The 21,339-nt window shown below is 44.3% G+C and carries 14 protein-coding genes; 9 read left to right on the top strand and 5 right to left on the bottom strand.

Annotated elements, in window-relative coordinates; all coding sequences use genetic code 11:
• The first annotated feature begins 4 nt into the window (after positions 1-4).
• From JC525_RS02005 to JC525_RS01990, 4 genes are all read left to right on the top strand, one after another.
• Entirely contained in the window at positions 5-1,360 is a 1,356-nt protein-coding gene (locus JC525_RS02005) for an FAD-dependent monooxygenase (RefSeq protein ID WP_198813947.1), read from the top strand.
• The gene (locus tag JC525_RS02000; protein ID WP_198813945.1) at positions 1,347-2,519 is read left to right on the top strand and encodes an FAD-dependent monooxygenase; all 1,173 of its coding nucleotides are present in this window, start codon (positions 1,347-1,349) and stop codon (positions 2,517-2,519) included. Before JC525_RS02005 ends, JC525_RS02000 begins: the two co-directional genes overlap by 14 nt.
• 227 nt (positions 2,520-2,746) lie before the next feature.
• The gene (locus JC525_RS01995; protein ID WP_198814456.1) at positions 2,747-4,297 is read left to right on the top strand and encodes a M28 family metallopeptidase; all 1,551 of its coding nucleotides are present in this window, start codon (positions 2,747-2,749) and stop codon (positions 4,295-4,297) included.
• A gap of 52 nt (positions 4,298-4,349) precedes the next feature.
• Entirely contained in the window at positions 4,350-5,225 is an 876-nt protein-coding gene (locus JC525_RS01990) for a multidrug transporter (protein ID WP_198813943.1), read from the top strand.
• 125 nt (positions 5,226-5,350) lie between these two features.
• Here the strand turns inward: JC525_RS01990 and JC525_RS01985 are convergent, their stop codons facing one another.
• Both JC525_RS01985 and JC525_RS01980 read right to left on the bottom strand, forming a co-directional pair.
• Positions 5,351-6,988, bottom strand: a complete 1,638-nt coding sequence (locus JC525_RS01985) for an L-lactate permease (RefSeq protein ID WP_198813941.1) — start codon at positions 6,986-6,988, stop codon at positions 5,351-5,353.
• A 334-nt stretch (positions 6,989-7,322) separates the two neighbouring features.
• Complete coding sequence (locus tag JC525_RS01980) at positions 7,323-8,171, bottom strand: LysR family transcriptional regulator (protein WP_198813939.1); 849 nt, start codon at positions 8,169-8,171, stop codon at positions 7,323-7,325.
• 198 nt (positions 8,172-8,369) lie between these two features.
• Between JC525_RS01980 and JC525_RS01975 the strand changes: the two genes are divergently transcribed.
• The 5 genes from JC525_RS01975 to gcvP all read left to right on the top strand — a co-directional run bounded on the left by JC525_RS01975 (position 8,370) and on the right by gcvP (position 15,451).
• Positions 8,370-9,284 (top strand): BadF/BadG/BcrA/BcrD ATPase family protein, encoded by a 915-nt coding sequence (locus JC525_RS01975; RefSeq protein WP_198813937.1) that lies wholly within the window; start codon positions 8,370-8,372, stop codon positions 9,282-9,284.
• Positions 9,285-9,405: 121 nt separating this feature from the next.
• Complete coding sequence (nagA, locus tag JC525_RS01970) at positions 9,406-10,545, top strand: N-acetylglucosamine-6-phosphate deacetylase (protein ID WP_198813935.1); 1,140 nt, start codon at positions 9,406-9,408, stop codon at positions 10,543-10,545.
• A gap of 366 nt (positions 10,546-10,911) precedes the next feature.
• A complete protein-coding gene (gene gcvT / locus JC525_RS01965; protein WP_198813930.1) occupies positions 10,912-11,991 on the top strand; it encodes a glycine cleavage system aminomethyltransferase GcvT in 1,080 nt (359 codons plus the stop codon).
• 39 nt (positions 11,992-12,030) lie between these two features.
• A complete protein-coding gene (gene gcvH, locus JC525_RS01960; RefSeq protein WP_014979989.1) occupies positions 12,031-12,420 on the top strand; it encodes a glycine cleavage system protein GcvH in 390 nt (129 codons plus the stop codon).
• Between the two features lie 121 nt (positions 12,421-12,541).
• A complete protein-coding gene (gene gcvP / locus JC525_RS01955; RefSeq protein WP_198813929.1) occupies positions 12,542-15,451 on the top strand; it encodes an aminomethyl-transferring glycine dehydrogenase in 2,910 nt (969 codons plus the stop codon).
• Positions 15,452-15,725: 274 nt separating this feature from the next.
• Here gcvP and JC525_RS01950 read toward each other — a convergent pair whose 3' ends face one another.
• The 3 genes from JC525_RS01950 to JC525_RS01940 all read right to left on the bottom strand — a co-directional run bounded on the left by JC525_RS01950 (position 15,726) and on the right by JC525_RS01940 (position 21,011).
• Complete coding sequence (locus JC525_RS01950; RefSeq protein WP_198813928.1) at positions 15,726-16,910, bottom strand: MBL fold metallo-hydrolase; 1,185 nt, start codon at positions 16,908-16,910, stop codon at positions 15,726-15,728.
• Positions 16,907-19,081, bottom strand: coding sequence for an AAA family ATPase (locus JC525_RS01945; RefSeq protein ID WP_061095665.1), 2,175 nt, complete (start codon positions 19,079-19,081; stop codon positions 16,907-16,909). The genes JC525_RS01950 and JC525_RS01945 overlap by 4 nt, the downstream gene beginning before the upstream one ends.
• Before the next feature lie 85 nt (positions 19,082-19,166).
• The gene (locus tag JC525_RS01940) at positions 19,167-21,011 is read right to left on the bottom strand and encodes a hypothetical protein (protein WP_061095824.1); all 1,845 of its coding nucleotides are present in this window, start codon (positions 21,009-21,011) and stop codon (positions 19,167-19,169) included.
• Between the last annotated feature and the right edge of the window lie 328 nt (positions 21,012-21,339).

Here is a 21,339-nt window from a genome sequence, read left to right as displayed (position 1 = left end):
CACGGTGAAATCGGCAAAAGCGGTTGATGTAGTAATTATTGGTGGCGGTATCGTAGGAACCGTGTTGGCCAAAGGGCTTTCAGAAAAAGTTAGACTCTCTGTAGCTCTGATTGACGCGGTGGACCCAAAGCAAAGCTCGGAATCATCTGCTGATTTCAACCCATTTACCGACACACGGGTCATCGCACTTGCAAGGCGTACAGTAAATGAACTTTCCGATATCGGACTTAATCTTGAAGATTTAGCAAAGCAGCACAATGGTGAATTACCCCCTCAGATTAAGCATATCGAAGTGAGCGATAAAGGTCATGTGGGCTTACTCAACCTGAATAGCGATGATTATCACATTGATGCTTTCGGACAAGTAGTAAGCTTGAGTGCGCTTACCCGTTTGGCAGCGAGCGCTAGTTCGGCTTATCAATACATTGCCCCTGCAAAAGTCGTAACGGTAACGCAGCACAAAGAAAGGGTGAACGTTGGGCTTGATAATGGCGAGACGCTCACAGCAAAGCTACTGGTGTTAGCTGATGGTGGCAGATCCGGTTTAGCGCGGCAGGTGGGGATCGCTAAAACCGTAAGTGATTATAAGCAAACGGCTATTGTATTTAATGTGCATACGCAAAATCCCCACGAGAATAAGGCGTATGAGCGCTTCACACAACATGGTCCATTGGCATTTCTGCCCTTCGATAGTGAAATTGAGGGCGTTAAAGCGCGAGAAAACGGATTTTCAGTCGTGTGGACAGTAGAAACAGAAGCCGCACAAAGCTTGATGACGTTAAGTAAAACGGAATTTGTAAACGCGCTGCAAGACGCGTTCGGTTATCGCCAAGGTAAGATACTCAGAGTAAGTGAGTTAGCAAGCTACCCGCTTATGCTTGCGAAAGCCGAACCGGTGACAAGCCATCGTACTGTGGTTGTCGGAAATGCAGCGCAAGCCTTACACCCCATTGCTGGGCAAGGGTTCAACCTAGGCTTACGAGACTTAAGCGCGCTAATCGCAGTCCTCGGTGCGTCATCGAACGCGCATAATGAACAACAAAATGCCGCCAATCAGGACGAAGAAAACAGTCAGAATCAATCTGCGCATGAATATGTTACTGAACGCTTTGATGCAGGCGCATTTAATGTTTTGCAACGCTACGCAATGGAAAGAAAGCAGGACAGAAACAATACAATAACCCTTACCGATACCTTGGTAAGAACCTTTTCTAATCAGTACTTTCCAACGGTAATCGGCCGGAATGTATCGCTACTGGCGCTGAGTATGATGCCGCAAGCAAAGAAAGCCTTTGTTAAATATACAACAGGGTATGGCGAAACACCGCAGATGAAAAGAGACCGCGATGCAGCACGTTGATATAGCAATAGTGGGCGGGGGAATTGTAGGGTTAACCCTTGCTGCCGCTCTTAAAAATAGTGAATTAAGCATAGCCGTTATTGATAAGGCAGCGTGTTATCAACCGCTTACTGAAAAGCCTACGGCCAGAGTGAGCGCCATAAACCAGGCCAATATCAAGGCGCTAAAACAATTTGATGTGTGGAACTATTTACAACAAGACCGCGCGAACCCATACACCGATATGCATGTGTGGGATAAAGACAGTTTTGGCGACATCCATTTTTCGTGTGGTGAGATGGGAAGCGACGCCTTAGGAATAATAGTTGAAAACCAAGCGCTGGTGAATGCCCTAGCTAAGACTGGCGAGGCACAATCGAATGTTCAGCTTGTTACTGCCGGAATTGAAAGAGTGCTAGCGGGGCCAAATCAAACCATGCTGATGCTAGATAACGATGAGGTGCTAAGCTGCAGGTTATTAGTAGGTGCAGATGGTGCCAATTCATTTGTAAGAAAGCAGGCAGGTTTGCCCATTACTTTCAGAGATTACGAACACACTGCCATTGTAGCCAATATAAGAACAGATGAGCCCCACGATAACGTTGCCAGACAAGCATTTACACCCACAGGGCCACTCGCTTTACTGCCAATGGTAGCGCCAAACGTGTGTTCAATTGTATGGTCTCAAACGCCGGAACAGGCAAGTTCGCTGATGGCATTAAATGACGAAGCGTTTTGCAATGCATTAACGGCAGCCAGCAATAGCGTGCTCGGCACGATGGTGCTAGAAACAAAACGCTCAGCCTTTCCACTTACCATGCGCTATGCGCGGCAGTGGGCAAAGGATGGCGTTGTGCTGATTGGAGATGCAGCCCATACTATTCATCCGCTAGCGGGGCAGGGCGCCAATTTGGGTATGCAAGATGCGCTTGTTTTGGCTGAAACGCTGAGCAATCTTAACGCATCAGGTAAAGATATCGGTCTTTATAAAAACTTGCGTAGCTATGAACGTAGTCGTAAAACAGAAGCCATGAAAATGATAGCTGCAATGGACGGTTTTAAATTCTTATTTGATGGTAATGACCCGTTCAAAAGGCTTCTTCGTGGCATAGGGCTGTCTGCCACCGACAGGTTAGGCACAATTAAAAACGCTTTCGTCAGCCACGCCATGGGCCTATAAAACCCCATTCTTGGTGTTGAGATAGTCGGCTGTAAAGGATACTCTTCGGTATCCTTTTTTATTTGTACCAACGGTTTATGACTATTTCTCTTTGCAAACCTTTTCGTGCCTTGTCTTTCGCTTGCGCCTCCCTGCTTACCGCGGCTCTTTCTATTAGCTTAGCAAGTGCTGAAGCTACTACCGAAAACGCCGGTGAATCATCTTCGGCAACGCTAGCAAGCGAGAAAATGAAGCTGAATAATGCCCCTATTGATTTGGGGGTTTATCGCGAGCACGTTAAAACCCTTGCTAGCGATGAGTTCGAAGGTCGAGGTCCACTATCAAAAGGTGAGAAGAAAACAGTAAGTTATCTGGTAGCCCAATATGAGAAGTTAGGGCTGAGGCCCGCCTTCGGTGAGAGCTACACTCAAGCCGTACCGCTTGCCAAAATTACACCTAATGACATGAGCGCCCTTAATATTGGTGATTTGACGTTTAAGGCTGGCGCTGAGTTTACGGCACGTACGCAGCGTATCGTCAAAGATTATTCGTTGAATAACAGCGACGTTATCTTTGTAGGTTATGGCATTAATGCGCCTGAATATAATTGGAATGATTATGCAGACATTAACGTAAAGGGAAAAACGGTTGTCATGTTGGTGAATGATCCGGGATTTGCCTCTAAAGATCCTGCTTTATTTCAAGGTAATGCCATGACTTATTACGGTCGTTGGACATACAAATATGAAGAAGCGGCTAGACAAGGTGCAGAAGCCGTTTTCATTGTTCACGAAACTATGCCCGCAGGTTATGGATGGGGTGTTGTCGAGAACTCAAACTCCAATACTAAATTCAGTTTGGTTGACAAAGACAACAACGCTTCGCAAGTTGGCGTAATGGGCTGGCTTCATCTTAATGCGGCAAGACAACTATTTGAAAAAGCAGGCTTAGATTATGGCGAGCTAAAAGAAAAGGCATCGAAACCTGGCTTCACACCTATTGAATTAAAAGCGAAGGCATCGTTGAACTTCACCAACACTATTGAGCACGCTGAGTCTCAAAATGTGGCAGGAATTTTAGAGGGTACCACTGAGCCAGACGAGTGGGTAATGCTACATGCCCACTGGGATCACTTAGGAAAGGTTGAGAAAAACGGCCAAACTACCATTTATAACGGCGCGGTCGACAATGCGTCGGGCGTGGCTGGCGTGCTTACATTGGCTGATGTACTTACCAAAGCTGAAAAGCGCTTTTCACGTACCCTTATGTTCAGTGCATTCACTGCTGAGGAAACGGGGCTGCTTGGTGCTGATTTCTTCGCAAACAACCCGCCTATACCCACATCAAAAATGGTGGCGTTTTTAAACATCGATGGCATGAACGTAAACGACGGCGTAGATTATATTTTGCAATACGGCGAGGGTTACTTATCTATTGAAGATGACTTAGCAAACGCAGCCGCGTTACAAGGGCGAACCGTAAAAATGGACCCACGTCCTCAAAATGGTTTGTTTTTCCGCTCTGATCACTTTGCGCTCGCTAAGCAGGGAGTACCATCGATTCTATTTATGAGCTTGGGCGATACCGATCCAAGCTTTATTATCAAGCGTTACCATAAAGCAGATGACGACTACCTTCCCAGCTGGGCATTAGGTGGCGTGGAGCAAGATCTCTCGCTTATTGGCTCTATGTTAATTTATTATGCTCAAGGCGATGTATGGCCTTACTGGAAGCGCGAAAGTGACTTCAAAGCAAAGCGTTTACAGTCGATGTCTGGTCGTGAAACTAACGCTAAATAAAACACGTTAGTACGGCAAATAAAAATATGAATTTCAAGATAAAGCGACGCTGATGAGTTGGATTTTATTTACATTGGGCGCGGTTGTTATGCAAACCGCGCGCAATGCACTGCAGAGCAAGCTGAGCGGCTCAGTAAATACTTCCGGAGTGACGCTATCTCGCTTTATCTTGGCCCCGCCAATAGCCCTTGTCTATTTGCTCATTCTCTACAGCAGTAGCGCCAGTCAAGTGCCTCAGTTCTCAGGCTCTTTTATTGCAGTGGTACTGTGTGCTTCGCTACTTCAAATAGCTGCCACTTCTTTAATGGTGATTTTGTTCAAGCAGAAGAACTTTGCCATTGGAGCTGGCTTGGCTAAAAGTGAAGCTTTAGTGGCGGGTGTGGTAGGCATGCTCTTTTTTGGCAGCTACTTAACACCTCTCGGTTGGGCGGGTATTGTGATAGGGGGCGTCGCGATATTTATTTTAAGTAGTGGCAGCCGACTTTATGGTATTAGCGTTAAAACCATGGTTATAGGTCTTGCCTGCGGTACCTGCTTTGCTCTAACTTCATTGCTAGTGCGTGAAGCTAGCCACATGCTCGATATACAATACACCCATGCAGCAGCTTGGGTTCTATTATGGGTATTGTGCGTTCAGGCTGTAGCTTTAAGTGGATATATTGCATTAACTAAACCTTTCGTGTTCATCCAATTAGTGAATGCTAAAAAGCAGGTGCTAGCGATAAGTACGGTAAGCTGCTTAGGTTCTATATGTTGGTTTACTGCTATGGCATTACAGCATGTAGCACTGGTCAAAACATTGGGACAGTTAGAGGTGTTGTTAACCTTGCTCGTGTCTCACTACTGGTTAAAAAACGTTGTCACGAAACGTGAATTTGCCGGGCTTCTGTTAGTGGGTATTGCAGCCATTATGGTGATGTGGGCATAAAGTTCGATCATTAAATTTTTATTTTAGCGGTCAGTATTCGACAATGTATCAAGCTGTTATTAACTAACTTGCGGTAAGACAGCTACCTTGTTTTGCCGTCCTCTTACAATCCTCGTCCTATTAGCCTACTCGCGATATACGCTTATCAAGCTAGCCCCTAAACTGCCTACCAAAATCGCATATATAGCCAGTACACCAGCCATTTTTTTCAATATAAAGCCATCTTGATTTTTAAGCCCTAAAATTGCAGTTACTGCCACAATGTTGTTGATACACACCATATTCCCCATTGCAGCACCCACGCTTTGAAGGGCAAGTACGACCGGTAAAGGTAAAGACAGTTGTTCAGCGATAGCGTGCTGAATTCCTGCAAAGGTAAGGTTAGAAATGGTGGCCGAACCAGAAAAGAAGCTACCAAGCGCACCAAGTAGCGGTGCAAAAAGAGGCCAGTTATTACCCGCTAGGTATGCCATGTGTTTGCCAATGACTGACACGGCCGATTTTTCGCCGCCCAGCATCATTAAATTTACAAATACAAGCGCGCCCAATAGCGCAAATAGTGGCTTTGTCATACGTTCTGCGGTTTGGACCGACACGGATGTTATTCTGGAAACCCATTCCCGAGCGCCAAAACTATATACACTGGCAAACGCCACGACAATAAAAGGTATTAACGACGGAACGTAAAGCACGCTATGTTTCCATTGAATACTGGTGCCTAAAATACCTGTTATCGATATAACTAAGCTAGCGCTGACGGATAAATTGCCTAATATTCCCAGTGATGCCGTTATATTAGGGTCGCCATCTTGTAACAAGCTTCTTAGCCCAAGCTCTGGAAGTCGAGTAAGTAAAAGCATTATTACAGTGCCCCACAAGGGAAAAGATGCCTTGGCAAGCTCGCTGCCACTGGGTACGGCAGTCTTTTTCTGTGTATCAACCTTTGTTTCAGATTCGCTAGCTGCCGAGGAAAGCCCAAACCCTGATTTAGCCATCAAAACAGTAATGATAAGGCCAATGCCGCCGCCTAGCAGCGAGGTGAATTCAACACTGTAAAAACTTAATGCGAAGAAAGGCAGGGTGCATGCGCATGTCGAAGAAACGACAAAAAGCGAATGCCTGAATATGATTTTCCAAGATGGTATAACTAATCGCAATGCTATAAACACAATCGCTGGTGCAACAAGCGTGCTGATTAATGCGGCAAGGGTAGCGATATCAATAATAGTGTCTTCTTGCAGTGATAACAGCGACATACCAAACCACACCGGCGTACCCATGGCACCGAAAATGACCGGAATGGTATTGGTCACTAAGCAGAATAGGGCAACGTTTACAGGCGCAAAACCTAAACTAAAAAGTATGGGCGCCGCTATCGCAGCAGGCGTGCCAAAACCACTGGCACCTTCAATAAGAAATGCGAACGCCCAGCCTACAATCATCAACTGAGCAACCTTGTTTGAACTGATTGTATTTAAGCCACTCTTCAAGGTTGCCAGTGCACCTGTCTTTTCCATACACAGAAACAAAAATATTGCGCCGGCTATAATAGACAAAGGCGTTAACGCCAGTAAAGCGCCTTGTATAACGCTAGCATGTATGAGCGTTAAAGGTGAGTGACCGTTAAAAATCACAATTAAATAAGCAGCTAAGGCGCTTAAGGGCAAGGCTTTACTTGACGCCATACCGTTTGGTTTCACCATCAGGTAAATGAGCAAAATTAAGGGCGCATAAGCCGTGATAAGCAAGTTTGTGGCAATCATTTATTGTCTGGATTTTACTATTCTAAACGGGCGCGCGAACTCAAACTTAAGCCTAAAATACGTGGCGCTTCAACTGAAGCTTACCAAAGCTCCAGAGCGTTTGTGAAAATGCGTGACTGAGCGAAGCGCGCATGCATTCCATTGAAACCGATAGGTTATTTGCTCATAGTTATAGCACTAATTTTTAGTCTTAGAATAAAGGTTTTGCAGGAAATAAGTGCGTGTTTGACTAAGAACAATATAAATACAGATTATTGTTTGATTGCGACTTCAGTGCTTGAATTTTGTTGGATACAAAAAGCCAAAAAAAAGGGGAAATCTGGCTGTAAACAAATTACCCTCTCAACCGCACCTTAAAGAATTCCGCCAAGGTTTTGCTTATCACAGGGTGCTGGGTGTCTTGGTTAAACAGGCAAATGTTCACTTTACCAAGCTTGGGCAAGTGCGGGTGGTTTAACACCGCTAAGTTGGCAGGCAAGCTTGATTTCGCGAGCGCGGTGACGCCAAGACCTTGTTGAATAGCCGCAACAAGCCCCCCTAAATCAGCGTTGGTATAGCTAATCTTCCATGCAAAGGTTTGCTGCTTTAACTGCTCAATTACGCGGCTTCGATACATACAGCCATCTGGCGCTAACACTAACGGAATGTTATGTCCTACCAACGGATGAGCGTTGTCGCCAACCCACACTACATCGTCTTCTAATACCACTTCGCCTTCTGTCTGCTCGCCTGGGTTAACTAATGCCAAAATTAGATCGAAATGGTCGCGTTGTGTCGGATGAAGTAAATCGCGACTTAGTGCAGACGTTACCTCTAACGATACGTCCGGGTAGCGCTTCGAAAACTCTCCGATTAATCCCGGTAACAAGGTAGAGGCGAATTCGTTAGGAATGCCCAAACGCAATCGCCCGCTTAATGGAGCAGGGGTTAAGCTTCGAAAGATATTGTCGTTAAGCTCTAGCAGCTCTTTAGCTTTTGGGTAAAGCCAGTTTCCATCAGCACTAGGTACATGGCGCTGACCAACTTTGGTGAATAACTTTCTGTCTAACTGCGACTCTAGCTTTTTGATTTGCAAGCTAATGGCAGGTTGAGAGCGACCCAAAAAGTCGCCCGCTTTTGCGTAACCACCCAGTTCGATAACGCTTACGAAAGTACGTAATGTGTCTAAAGAAAGCTGTTTCATATTTATTAGCTTTATTAATACATGTGCTTGTAGTGATTATATTTGCAAATGTATTGGAGTGAAAGCCCAGGTTCTTTACTCGATTCATTTCGAACCTGCACGGCTTTGAAAATTTTACGCTTCGGGTGCCAGGCGCTTTGCTGTAACATCGCGCACTCTACCCATTAAAACGACTTACTATAATTGCGAGAACGTGTAATGAACTCTGAATTGTACTTTATCGGCATAGACGGCGGCGGCACCAATTGCAGAGTTACATTGCAAGATAAAAACGGGGCGCAGTTAGGAGAAGGCATTAGCGGCCCTGCCAATATTATGCGTGACGGAGAGCTTGCTAAAACATCCATAATGGATGGCGTAAACAAAGCTATTGCATCTGCCAATGCCTTTTTGGCTTCACAAAGCAGCGACGCCACAGTAAAACCCATCACAGCATCACAATGTATCGTTGGCGCCGGGCTTGCTGGCGCTAATATTACTTCTGCTAAAGCGCGTTTTGAAAGCTGGGAACATCCGTTTCATTCGCTGTTTGTGCTAAGTGATTTACACGCTGCCTGCGTAGGCGCGCACAACGGCAAGCCCGGTGCAGTAATTATTGTGGGTACGGGGTCGGCAGGAGCGGTATTTGCCGAGGGTAAATTCACCGATGTTGGGGGGCATGGCTTCCCTATAGGCGATGTTGCCAGTGGCGCTTGGCTGGGTTTAAAAGCCATTCAGCACACCTTATTATGTGTAGATAATATTCGAAGCCCTGATGTTCTAGCAAAGCAGGTGTGTGAAGCGCTTGGTACAACAAACGCAGATGACATTGTGGCAAAGTGCGCAGGCTTTAGCACACATCATTACGCCAGTTTAGTACCCTGCATGCTGCCACTTTTACAAGAAGCAAATGACGGGGTGGTTCGTATCTTTAAAGAGGGCGCTGAATATTTAGAAGCAATGGCCCAGCAGCTTTTAGGGGAGAATACCTATAATCTTGCCCTAATCGGTGGGCTAAGCAAAGTGTATGTACCGTACTTATCTGAAAAAATTCGCGCTCGCGTGCAAGCGTGTGAATTATTTCCTCAGCAAGGTGCTATTAAGTATGCTAAAGCCGTTTATAACGAACGCTAGTCTTGAAATAAATTAAGCACAACGCATAAGAGTTACAGACAGAGAATGTACGCAAGCTAGCGTTAACCCGCGCGTTAAACATAATGCTACAACCGCACCCAATTAGGAAAGTGAAAGCGCAATGATGAAGACTATTTTGGCCGAAAATATTTTGATAAAAGGTACATGGGAAAAAGACCAGGTACTTACCATCGAAAATGGCGTAATCGCTAACATTGAAACGCTTTCAGGGTCACAAACGCACCGCGAAGCGTTTTCTACGCGAGTGCACAACAAACTTATACCCGGGTTTGTAGACACCCAAGTAAACGGTGGCGGTGGCGTAATGTTTAATCACGCGCCCACATATCAAAGCATAAAAACAATGGCCCAGGCGCATCGCAAGTTTGGCACCACAACGTTCTTCCCCACACTTATTACCGATGATATTACAACCATTGAAAGCGCGGCCTATGCGGTAAGTGAAGCAATAGAAAGCGGTCATCCTAGTGTTGAAGGTATTCACTTCGAAGGGCCGCACTTAAGCGTTGAGAAAAAAGGTGTACATCTTTCAAAATATATTCGCCCGCTTACCGACAGAGAGCTTGCCACTTATACCCGCAAAGACCTCGGCAAGGTAATGATTACCTTAGCGCCAGAGAATACCTCTTGTGATGTTATTCGCGACTTAGTAAACCAAGGCGTTATTGTAGCGCTAGGGCACTCTAATGCACCGTTTGAAGTGGTGGAAAGGGCGATTGAGGCAGGCGCGACTGGGTTTACTCATTTATACAACGCGATGTCGCCGTTCACCTCTCGCGAACCGGGGATGGTTGGCGCAGCGCTTCTAAGCAATAACACCTGCGGCATCATTGTCGATCATCAGCACTTACACCCAAAGGCGGTTGAGCTTGCCTTTAAAACCAAAGGGCCATCCCAATTAATGCTGGTTACCGATGCCATGGCCCATGTTGGGGCTGATGAAGACGTTATCGACTTTTTCGATACGCATATTACCCGTGTGGGTAACAAACTTACTACACCTGATGGCACGCTGGCAGGAAGCTGCTTAGACATGCACGGCGCGGTTATTAACTGTGTTAACGACATAGGGATTTCGCTAGAAGAAGCGAGCCTCATGGCAAGTGCAACGCCTTCTGCGTTTATGGGCATTAACGAAAAGGTAGGCAGCATTGCTGTAGGCCAACGGGCAAACTTTGTAGAACTGAGCGAAAACAACGCGCTTGCGCACGTTTGGCAAAATGGCGAGGTGTGCGTTTAGCACACTTGCTGTCGAACAACTTACAACAGGCTACTAGTAAGTATTTAAACATTTCTTACAACGCCCTCAACAACTACGCAGCAAACACTCAGCAACGTTTCAAAAAAGCTAGGTATTAAATTGTAACTCCCTGTTCTAAACACCATCTGATATTAAGTTTTTTCAGGTTCGATAGTCGTGGCTGCGATCTTCGTTAAGCTATCTAAAAGCATCAGCAAGCGCTTACATATTTGCTTTCCTCATGTTTATCCATTAATACATTTACATTTCAAATGTATTGATAAAAATTTCCAATTTGTTGCATAAACATTAGCTCACTATACTCAATCTCGTTTTCTACCTTTCAAATTAAAAAGAGTAAGTGGAATGTCTAACACCACCGCCCTACATGCAAAGCACCTAGAAGCGGGTGCGAAAATGGTCGATTTCTTCGGCTGGGATATGCCAATTAACTACGGTTCACAAATTGAAGAACATCACGCTGTGCGTCAAGACGCGGGTATGTTTGATGTATCTCACATGACCATTGTTGACGTAAAAGGCGCACAAGCGAAAGCGTATCTTCAGTACCTGTTAGCCAACGACGTGGCGAAATTAAAAGACAAAGGCAAAGCACTATACAGCGGCATGCTTAACGAAGAAGGCGGTGTTGTAGACGACCTTATCGTTTATCACTTCGACGAAACTAACTATCGCCTAGTGGTTAACTCAGCAACGCGCGAAAAAGACATGAACTGGTTAATGAGCAAAGCAGAAGGCTTTGACGTAACCATCACCGAGCGCCCTGAATTTGCCATGATTGCCGTACAAGGCCCTAACGCAAAAGAAAAAGCAGCCACCTTGTTCAGCGCAGCGCAAAAAGAAGCGGTAGCGGGCATGAAGCCATTCTTTGGTGTACAAGCAGAAGACTTGTTCATTGCCACCACAGGTTACACCGGTGAAGCGGGCTACGAAATTATGGTCCCAGCTGAGCAAGCACAAAGCTTCTGGCAAGCACTACTAGACGCGGGCGTTAAGCCATGTGGCCTAGGTGCGCGTGACACGCTTCGCCTAGAAGCAGGCATGAATCTGTATGGCCAAGATATGGATGAAACCGTATCGCCATTAGCGGCTAACATGGGCTGGACAATTTCATGGGAACCGGCTGACCGTGACTTCGTAGGGCGTAAAGCACTAGAGGCGCAGCGCGAAGCAGGTACCGACAAGCTTGTAGGCTTGGTGATGACTGAAAAAGGCGTGCTGCGTCACGGTCTTAAAGTGAAAACAGAAAGCGGCGAAGGCGTTATTACTTCAGGTACGTTCTCTCCAACACTAGGTCACTCAATTGCTATGGCACGAGTACCACGTGATGTTGGTGAAACAGTAGAAGTGGAAATGCGCAAAAAGTGGGTTACAGTAAAAGTGGTTAAGCCCTCCTTTGTTCGCAATGGAAAAAGTGTTTTATAAAATTACTTCTTAAGTTTACAAAGATTAACAGGAACGATTATGAGCAACATCCCAACTGATTTACGCTATGCCGCTACGCACGAATGGGTTCGCCCTGATGGTGACGGTGTTTTCACTGTAGGTATTTCTGAGCACGCACAAGGCTTACTTGGTGACATGGTTTTCGTTGACTTGCCAGATGTTGGCGATGCGGTAAGCACTGGCGACGACGTATGTGTTGCTGAATCGGTAAAAGCAGCGTCTGACGTTTACGCGCCAATTTCAGGTGAAATTGTAGCAATTAACGAAGACCTAGAAGATTCTCCAGAACTAGTTAACTCAGACCCATACGGCGACGGTTGGCTATTCAAAATTAAAGCTGACGATGCGGCAGAAGTAGAAGGTCTACTAGACGCTGAAGGCTACGAAAACAGCATCGACGAAGAGTAATTCGTTACGCAGTTTTAAAAGAACCATAATTTGAAAAGGGGCATGAAGATAATTCAGCCCCTTTTTAACTTAAAGATTTAACGCGCCCTTGCGGCAACCATTACGAGTGCTAAACAACGTTATGTCGAATACTTCCCCTACATTGGCTCAACTAGAGCAAAAAGATACATTTATCCGTCGTCACATTGGCCCGGGTAAAGGCGAAATTGAAGAAATGCTGTCTGCGATTGGTGCAAGCTCACTAGACGATTTAATTGAGCAAACTGTACCGGCAGGTATTGCGCTACCAGAGCCACTAAAATGTGGTGAAGGGGCGACAGAAGTTGAAGCATTAAGTGAATTAAAAGCGGTTGCGCAAAAGAACAAAATTAACCGTTCTTTCATTGGTATGGGTTACTACGATACTCACGTACCTAACGTTATTCTTCGCAACGTGCTAGAAAATCCAGGTTGGTATACTGCGTACACGCCGTACCAGCCAGAAATTGCACAAGGCCGTTTGGAAGCCATTCTTAACTTCCAACAAGTGACTATCGACCTAACAGGCCTAGAGTTAGCGTCGGCGTCATTACTTGATGAAGGTACGGCTGCAGCAGAGGCCATGGGCCTTGCTAAGCGTGTGTCTAAGAACAAAAAAGCAAATGCGTTCTTTATCGCAAACGACGTTCACCCGCAAACGGTTGACGTGGTAGAAACCCGCGCAGAAATGTTCGGTTTTGAAATCATTAAAGGTGAAGCAGAAGAAGCAGCTGAGCACGATATTTTTGGTGCGCTACTTCAATACCCAACTTCTACAGGCGAAGTAAAGGACATCAGCGACATCATTGCAGCGGTACAAGCGAACAAAGGGATTGTGGCAGTAGCTGCTGACCTAATGAGCTTGGTAATGCTTAAGTCGCCAGGCGAGCTAGGTGCAGACGTTGCACTTGGTAGTGCACAGCGCTTTGGCGTGCCTATGGGCTACGGTGGTCCGCACGCGGCATTCTTTGCAACCCGCGATAGCTATAAGCGTTCACTACCTGGCCGTATTATTGGTGTAAGTAAAGACAGCCGTGGTCGCCCAGCGCTTCGCATGGCGCTACAAACCCGTGAACAACACATTCGTCGTGAAAAAGCGAACTCAAACATTTGTACAGCCCAGGTGCTTTTAGCCAATATGGCAAGCTTCTACGCGGTATACCACGGCCCACAAGGTCTTAAAACTATTGCTGAGCGCATTCACCGCTTCGCCGACATTCTTGCCACTGGTTTAACCCAGAAAGGCGCAGAGAAAGGTGTAGCTCTTAAGCACAGCACGTACTTCGACACGCTAACCGTAATGGTTAACAACAAAGAAGACGTACTTGCAAGCGCATACGCAAAAGGCATGAACTTACGTGCAGACCTTGAAAGTGCGGTAGGTGTGTCGCTAGACGAAACCACGACACGCGAAGACATTATTGCGCTATTCGACGTACTGCTTGGTGAAGAGCACGGCTTAACGGTAGAAGGTTTAGACGCAGAAGTAACCACGCAAGCTGTGAAGTCTATCCCTGACGATCTTGTACGTACCAGCGACTTCCTGACACACGAAGTGTTTAACAAGTATCACTCTGAAACAGAGATGCTTCGCTATATCAAGAGCCTTGAAAACAAAGACTTGGCGCTTAACCATTCAATGATTTCATTGGGTTCGTGCACAATGAAGCTAAACGCAACGGCAGAAATGATCCCAGTAACATGGGCAGAGTTCGGTCAGCTTCACCCGTTTGCGCCATTAGACCAAGCAGCAGGCTATCAAGAAATGATTGCTGAGCTAAGCGAGTGGCTAATTAACGTAACAGGTTACGACGCGCTTTCAATGCAGCCTAACTCAGGTGCGCAAGGTGAATACGCAGGCCTATTGGCTATTCAGCGCTATCATGAAAGCCGCGGCGAAGGTCACAGAAATGTGTGCCTTATTCCAAGCTCTGCCCACGGTACTAACCCAGCGTCTGCGCAAATGGTTAGCCTTAAAGTGGTAGTAGTAGCCTGTGATAGCAAAGGTAACGTAGACCTTGACGACCTTCGCAAGAAAGCAGAAGAAGTGGGCGATAACCTATCGTGCGCCATGATCACATACCCGTCTACCCACGGTGTGTATGAAGAAACCGTGCGCGAGATTTGTGACATTGTTCACCAATACGGCGGTCAGGTTTACATGGACGGCGCGAACATGAACGCGCAGGTGGGCATTACGTCACCTGGCTTCATTGGTTCAGACGTGTCGCACCTTAACCTGCACAAAACCTTCTGTATTCCACACGGTGGCGGTGGCCCAGGTATGGGACCAATTGGTGTTAAATCGCACCTTGCGCCTTTCCTACCAAACCACACGGTTGTTAACGTAGAAACGGCAGGTAAAGACTGTGGTGCGGTATCGGCAGCGCCATGGGGCAGTGCATCTATTCTGCCTATTAGCTACATGTACATCAAGATGATGGGCAGCGCTGGCCTTCGCCGTGCAACCGAAGTAGCTATTCTTAACGCTAACTATGTGGCGAAGAAGCTAGAAGGGCACTTCCCAGTGCTTTACAAAGGCAACAATGGCCGCGTAGCGCACGAATGTATTATTGACCTTCGCCCGCTTAAAGAAGCAAGCGGTGTAACCGAGCTAGACATTGCGAAGCGCTTAAACGACTACGGTTTCCACGCGCCAACCATGAGCTTCCCAGTAGCGGGTACGCTTATGATTGAGCCCACCGAGTCGGAAGCGAAGTATGAACTAGACCGTTTCATTGACGCGATGGTTAGCATTCGCCAGGAAATTGCGAAAGTAGAAAGCGGCGAGTGGGATGCCACAGACAACCCGCTACACAATGCACCGCACACACTAGCTGACATCTGTGACAGCGACTGGAACCGCAGCTACGACCGCATGCTAGCAGCGTACCCAGCACCAGAAGTACACAGAAACAAGTTCTGGCCAACGGTTAACCGTATTGATGACGTTTACGGCGACCGTAACCTGATCTGCTCATGCCCTAGCATTGAGAGCTATGTTGAGGAGTAGGGTGTAACCGGCTTTGCTCTCAAAGTGAGAAAAGTTTTAAAAGCGAGCCAATCGGCTCGCTTTCTTATGTGATTTTTTAAGGTAAACGTGCCGTAATTGTTATTAACATAAATGCCATTTAACGACACCGGCATAAAAAAGTTTTGGCGAAATTCTTTAAATTCAGTGTCTTCTATTTTTTTCATTCATGAACTAATACCCCATGACTTTACTAGAGTTAGTACAGGAATCTTCGCTAGGTGGCCTACTCTTCAGTTAGGGTAGTTGCTCTTTATTAAAATTTCCCAACAGTTTTTTGTAGAGACTCTGCTCTTTTATTGATGAAAAAAATATGTTGTATGAATTCCGTTTCGGGTTGCTCAGTGACTATTAAAGGTGTAAATAACCTTAAAGCCAATTGGTTTATCACTTCACTGGCAGGATGTCCGTATTGGTTTTGTTCTCCACATGAGACTGGACAAACAATATGTGGCCAAAAACCTTCAAATGCTTCAATAGCAAAATTGTGTCTCGAGCCATGATGAGGGACTTGTATAACACCAACACTCTCGATGTATTCTGAGTATTCGGTATTGAGGCTTATTTTGTTTAAATCAGCGTCTCCGGTGTAAATACATCCTGAATTAGTTCTATGAAACCAAAAGTCTGGCCAGCCAATTTCAACATAACAATGCAACAGCTCATCTTTGTTAAAAGAGGTATCTGGTCCAGAGTACAGTAACAGGGAATTTTCATTTACGTTGCCATCAACACGGGTGTAAATCTCTCTCAAAACTCTTCGACTTGCAGGTGTCGAAAAAGCTTTCAGGCTATAAATCGGGTCGTTTTTCAGTTGAGTAACGCAGAAGCCTTCAGATTCCAGTTCACTCTCTAATTGGATTGATCGTTTTTTATTACAGAAATTGTAAGGTACAAAAACCCAGCTTAACTCTGCTCCCAACCTCAGCTTTGAACCACTTTTTATTTCAATTTTGCCAGAGAGCGGATCTTGCATATGTCGTATTTCTTTCAGATCAAGCAGCCTTTTCTCTTCCCCTTCATTGTCATCATTTTCCTCCTGCGGCGAGGCGGGTTTCACATAAACAATATCGGTATCTTCACCGAAGAATGATTGAGGGTCTTTGAGCAGCTTTATTATGTTTTGAGACATTGCTCTATTTATATTTATCAGTAAGTTTTTATGTTCATCATGCAGTAACGGTAATACTACTTTTTTGATTTTTTTAACCTTTCGCATGAGTAAAGATATCGCTGAAACGTGGTCGTAGTCGAAATGAGAGATAAATAACACGTCGATTTTATCCGACGCTGTAAAAACAGATTGAACAAGAGATTTTGCATAAGGTGACAATGGTCTTGCACCACAATCATAAACAATGTTGAAATCATCATGGCGTTCAGAGTAAAACGCTCCTTGCCCTATTGGGTGAAATGTTCGTTGTATATGGTAGGTCATCATTTCATCATCTTTTTGTAGTGGTCGTCATACTCAGTTCGGACAAAAACCTGCCTGAAGATCTCCAAGAACCTGCCCGTATCAATGTCACCAAAATCGGTCAAGTTCACCATGTCTGAGTGCGACTCCCTGCTAATATATCTAAGCATTGGCCTGTAATTAATGTGTTCACTCCCTAAGTTACCGAGAACTTCTGACAACTTGTCTTTTTTATGGACAAAGGAAAAGAAGTGTTCCAAAACATTGCGCATTGCGTTGGGCAAAATAGGGCTACAAACACTATCTGCTTTGGCATCTCTAATGATTTGCCAATAGCCGTCATATTCGTTTCGTATATCGTTCCTTTGAATAGACACGATTTTGCTAAACTCACTTTTGTATATTCTGTATAAGCTGTATTGCTGAGTAAACTCGTCTTGCTTGAGACCTGATTGGTTCATTATCTCGTGGAAGAAGAACAGGTTGTGTGTAAACAGAAAAACTTGCTTGTATTGCTTCTTAACAATTTTTTGCTGGATAAGTGTTGCAATTTCATACACGAAGTTGTGCGACAAACTAGATACCGGGTCATCTATTACAATAATTTTATCTGCAATTCCCAAAGGAGAGTCTGGCGAAGGCAAGCCTTTACATAGCTCAAGGAAATATAAAAATGTGACGAGTGTTTTTTCACCTTCACTAAGTGTATCGTATACATTTAGTGAAGCCCCTCCTTTTCGTACAATTCTGTATCTCGCTTCAGCGTCATCAACTTTCTCAATATGAAAATCGTCAACACCAACACTAATTAGCGTATTCCTGATATTTTGAATAGCTGTTTCTATATTGGTGGTTTTTTGGCGTTGCTCGGAAATAATCGCCTGTTGCTCTGTAATCTCTATAGCCTTTGCTCGATATCGATCTCTAAGGGTCTCGAGCTCTTTATCTAAGCCTATGAGCTTTTCTTCTACTAGCTCTATTACTGCATTGTAGGTTCGTTTGTGTATCTGCCAGAACTGATTCCTTATGGTAGCTTTGATTTGGGGTTTACTGGTAATGCGACGGTTAAAGTCTACTATTTGCTCATTAATTGATTCGATGCATTTGTTTAGCTTAGCTAGCAATTCCATCGAGCTAGTTAAGTTTACTTCGATGCTTGGTTTTGCTTCTTTATCTTTCAATAAGTTTAAATTGTTGTTAAGACATGCGAGGAGCTTTGATTTGGCCGCAGCGAATACTGCGCTTTGAGTTACATATTCATCATTAAATTCTTCAGACGAAAGAGCCGATACTGTATATTTGATGGCTTCTTCATAGGCTTTTTTGTTAGATGCAATCTGCTCGCATTTCTGCTTATAGGTTTCATCAAATAGTGCTTTTAAGTTTGCCTCGAAAATCTCAATTGGTGTCTCCTGACAAAAAGGGCAAACACCATCAGATTGTTTGAAATGAGCAAGCCCGTCTCTGACCCAATCAGAGTGTCCAATCTTTTCCACTAATGTTGACAAATAGGATGATGATGAGCCAACAATCGCTTCTGAGTTAACGTGATCTAGTTCGATTGAGTCTCGCTCAAAACTAATTAAAGTCAACAGTGGCTTTTGTTTAAGATCTGGTTTCTCAAGTTCCTTTGCCTGCTCAAATAGCTGCTCCAATGTAATATCATCGCTGGCTAAATTGGCCGCTTTTACGGCGTCCAAAAACAGGTTTTTCCGCTGCTTTCGCTCAAGACAAAACTCCAATGAAGTTTTTACAAACTTGTCTTTTTCAGTCCAGACTTTGTTTTCTAGGTCAGTTTGTTCTTTAGTCTTTTGATCTTTTACTTTGTCAGCTTGAGCTTGTATATCGCGCTGCTGCTTTTTTAGCTGTTCAATTTTGGCTTCAGCGACTTCAATAGCTTTTTCTGCTTCTACATTTTCTTCGTTAACAGTAAATACACCAGGTTGCTGTGTGCTATCCCAGAAGTTGTCTTTAACGAATTTTTGATTGTAAACAATGACACCTTCTTCAATATCCGGTGTCACAGCGCATGATACAAAATCGAGTTCGGTTGGTGTCTGCAAATATTTAGCTATGGTAGATTTGCCTGAGCCGTTTAAACCATAAAAACAGTTTATTCTTAGTAAGCCTTCTATTGTTTGAGGTGTATCCGCTGAATAGCTGGCTACTCCCTGAAGCGTTATACGGCTTATCATACTTAGTTCCTTCTAATTGATAATCATTCTTCGATTATTTATAAAGCACAATCTGTAGGGAGAAGAAGCCTGAGAGAAGCATAATTCAAATATTCTTCGCTATAAGATCAGCCTTTAATAACCCACCCTTAGTAAACAACTTCGCAGAAAACTTGGGATTACGACGAGCTTCATAAGCGTCCAATATTTTCTTCAAACCTTCAGCCTCAAGCAAAGAAATATTTACTTCAGTATCCATCTCAGCACTTTCTACAAAATCTTCTGAAAACGTCGGCGCCACAATTAACACTTGAGCTACTCGTTTACCTGCATTCTCGCAGCGATTTACATATGCTTTAACTTGCCTTGAAGTCGTCGAGTATTTCGCAAAGTCACCGTTTTTACAGGTTTTAGCTTCGCCAACAATTACATCAGTTTCACTTATGGAAATAAGAATATCGGCCTTGTCTTTTGAGGTATTTATTGAGCGGCGAAGGTCTTCATCGACAATTAAGCCAAGTTGTTCAAATATAGCTTTTGTTACTTCCTCAAATTTAACGCCTATATCAGCTTCGGCAATTTCTACATTTTCAGCTTTTAAGGCTGCTAAATCACGTCTAGCAAGTGCCGCATAGTTATCGATCAATTTGTCTGTAGCATCTGCGAAACTATTTAATATGTTCAAACGCAGGTTACCGCGTTTCTTAATACCCATGCTTTCAACTACCGCTTTCACTTCATCGTTGGTAAGCATGTAAAGAATATCGTAAGGCGTAATACTTAGTGCTCTTAATTTCTCTACGTCTAATTCTTCTTGCTCTTCTAATTCAAACTCTTGTTTTAATACTGAGGAGAGGGAGGGAAAATGGTTTTGCAATGCTGAAAATAGTTCTTTGAACCCCGTGGCGCTAAGGGCGTTAAACTCATGCTCAGTGCATGTATTTAATGTATTTAGGATGATAGAAGTACGTTCTTCAAGAGTAGTACCTAATTTCTCTAAGTCTAAATCTAGGTCTTGAATTAAGGCTTTAAGTCGCTCCTTTCTATCATTGAGAGGAGTGTTATCAGCATAGAGATCTGTTTGTAAAACCTGAGAAACAGCAACGCCTAATTTCATTATATTTTGGACTTTCTCTTTGCGCTCAATTCCACGAATTTTTTTTCTATGATTCTTAAGGATATTTGAAAGCTCGGCATCACTGAAAGTGCGTAAGATTCTGAGGAAATGTTTGTCGGCTAACTCTTTTCCTTGAAGCCGATGAAGTAAGTTAACTATTTCGTCTGGAACGTATACGGTTTGGAGCTTACGGCTAACAAAAACTAATCCGATCTCTCGTAGTTCGTTCAGCGCTTCTTGAACACCATTTTTAGGCGTTTCATCTATCAAGTGCTCTATTCCTGCTTGGTCGTCTGCAGTCACATCTAATTTTTTCGCTAAAACGTTGAGAATACCTCGCTCGTCATCGGTAATTTTTGACTCACGATTACTTCTCTCATCATTTGAGTAAGCTTCATTTAAGCAAGCGTGATAAATCCCTAAGCGCTTTCCATCGTTAAAGGTCTCACCATCTTCGACTGATTCAATCTCTGACTTGAGTTCATTTGCTCTTTTATCAATTATTGCCCACTCCTTTGCATAAAGAGATTCAATCCAATTAATTCTTGCAATGCAATTGCCGTCTCGGCTCAAAATGTTAGTGAGTAAAGTGGCCTGGGCACCAAGCATGGCCAATTGCTCTCGCACTGACTTTTCGAAATACGGAAGGACAATTTTGAATAATTGTGTGATGTCGGTGCTAGATGCATCTTTAATCTGTCCATCTAGCTTGTTCAGTTGGGCGGCTATTTTCTTATCGTGTTTAACCGCATCACTGCATAGGCGATCTATCGCATTGATGAACTTAGATTTTTCGACCTGATTAACTAGAGAAAGTACGTTTGAAAGCTTCATAGATCATCCTTGATACTGTGAGTTAGTCACCCACTTTTATTATACTTAAGTTGTAACCATACACCCTGTTGTGAAATATTAAAACTAACAAATAACGCTATGGACATAGTAATGAGTGCCTCAACAAATTCGGTGAAACTGTCCAAGGTATAACAGGGGCATTATTAAGCTGCCTGCGAATTCACATAGTAAATTTAATATTTTAATTAACGTAGCGATGCCATGAACTTTGTAAAAGGCACAATATCCTGTTTGGCGCTGGCTACTTACAACGCTTACATGTATTCATCTCGCCGCGTATCCGGCACAATTGTCCAAGGGTAGCCAC

Source organism: Alteromonas sp. IB21, from assembly GCF_016405965.1.
In the GTDB taxonomy this organism is placed as follows: Bacteria; Pseudomonadota; Gammaproteobacteria; order Enterobacterales; family Alteromonadaceae; genus Alteromonas.
The sequence above is the reverse complement of the archived record's forward strand: the minus strand, read 5'-3'. Positions and strand labels throughout refer to the sequence as shown.

Coding starts and splice junctions, on each gene's coding strand:
- JC525_RS02000 (WP_198813945.1), top strand. CDS start 1,347: ATGCAGCACGTTGATATAGCAATAGTGGGCGGGGGAATTGTAGGGTTA.
- JC525_RS01995 (WP_198814456.1), top strand. CDS start 2,747: ATGAAGCTGAATAATGCCCCTATTGATTTGGGGGTTTATCGCGAGCAC.
- JC525_RS01990 (WP_198813943.1), top strand. CDS start 4,350: ATGAGTTGGATTTTATTTACATTGGGCGCGGTTGTTATGCAAACCGCG.
- JC525_RS01985 (WP_198813941.1), bottom strand. CDS start 6,988: ATGATTGCCACAAACTTGCTTATCACGGCTTATGCGCCCTTAATTTTG.
- JC525_RS01980 (WP_198813939.1), bottom strand. CDS start 8,171: ATGAAACAGCTTTCTTTAGACACATTACGTACTTTCGTAAGCGTTATC.
- JC525_RS01975 (WP_198813937.1), top strand. CDS start 8,370: ATGAACTCTGAATTGTACTTTATCGGCATAGACGGCGGCGGCACCAAT.
- nagA (WP_198813935.1), top strand. CDS start 9,406: ATGATGAAGACTATTTTGGCCGAAAATATTTTGATAAAAGGTACATGG.
- gcvT (WP_198813930.1), top strand. CDS start 10,912: ATGTCTAACACCACCGCCCTACATGCAAAGCACCTAGAAGCGGGTGCG.
- gcvH (WP_014979989.1), top strand. CDS start 12,031: ATGAGCAACATCCCAACTGATTTACGCTATGCCGCTACGCACGAATGG.
- gcvP (WP_198813929.1), top strand. CDS start 12,542: ATGTCGAATACTTCCCCTACATTGGCTCAACTAGAGCAAAAAGATACA.
- JC525_RS01950 (WP_198813928.1), bottom strand. CDS start 16,910: ATGATGACCTACCATATACAACGAACATTTCACCCAATAGGGCAAGGA.
- JC525_RS01945 (WP_061095665.1), bottom strand. CDS start 19,081: ATGATAAGCCGTATAACGCTTCAGGGAGTAGCCAGCTATTCAGCGGAT.
- JC525_RS01940 (WP_061095824.1), bottom strand. CDS start 21,011: ATGAAGCTTTCAAACGTACTTTCTCTAGTTAATCAGGTCGAAAAATCT.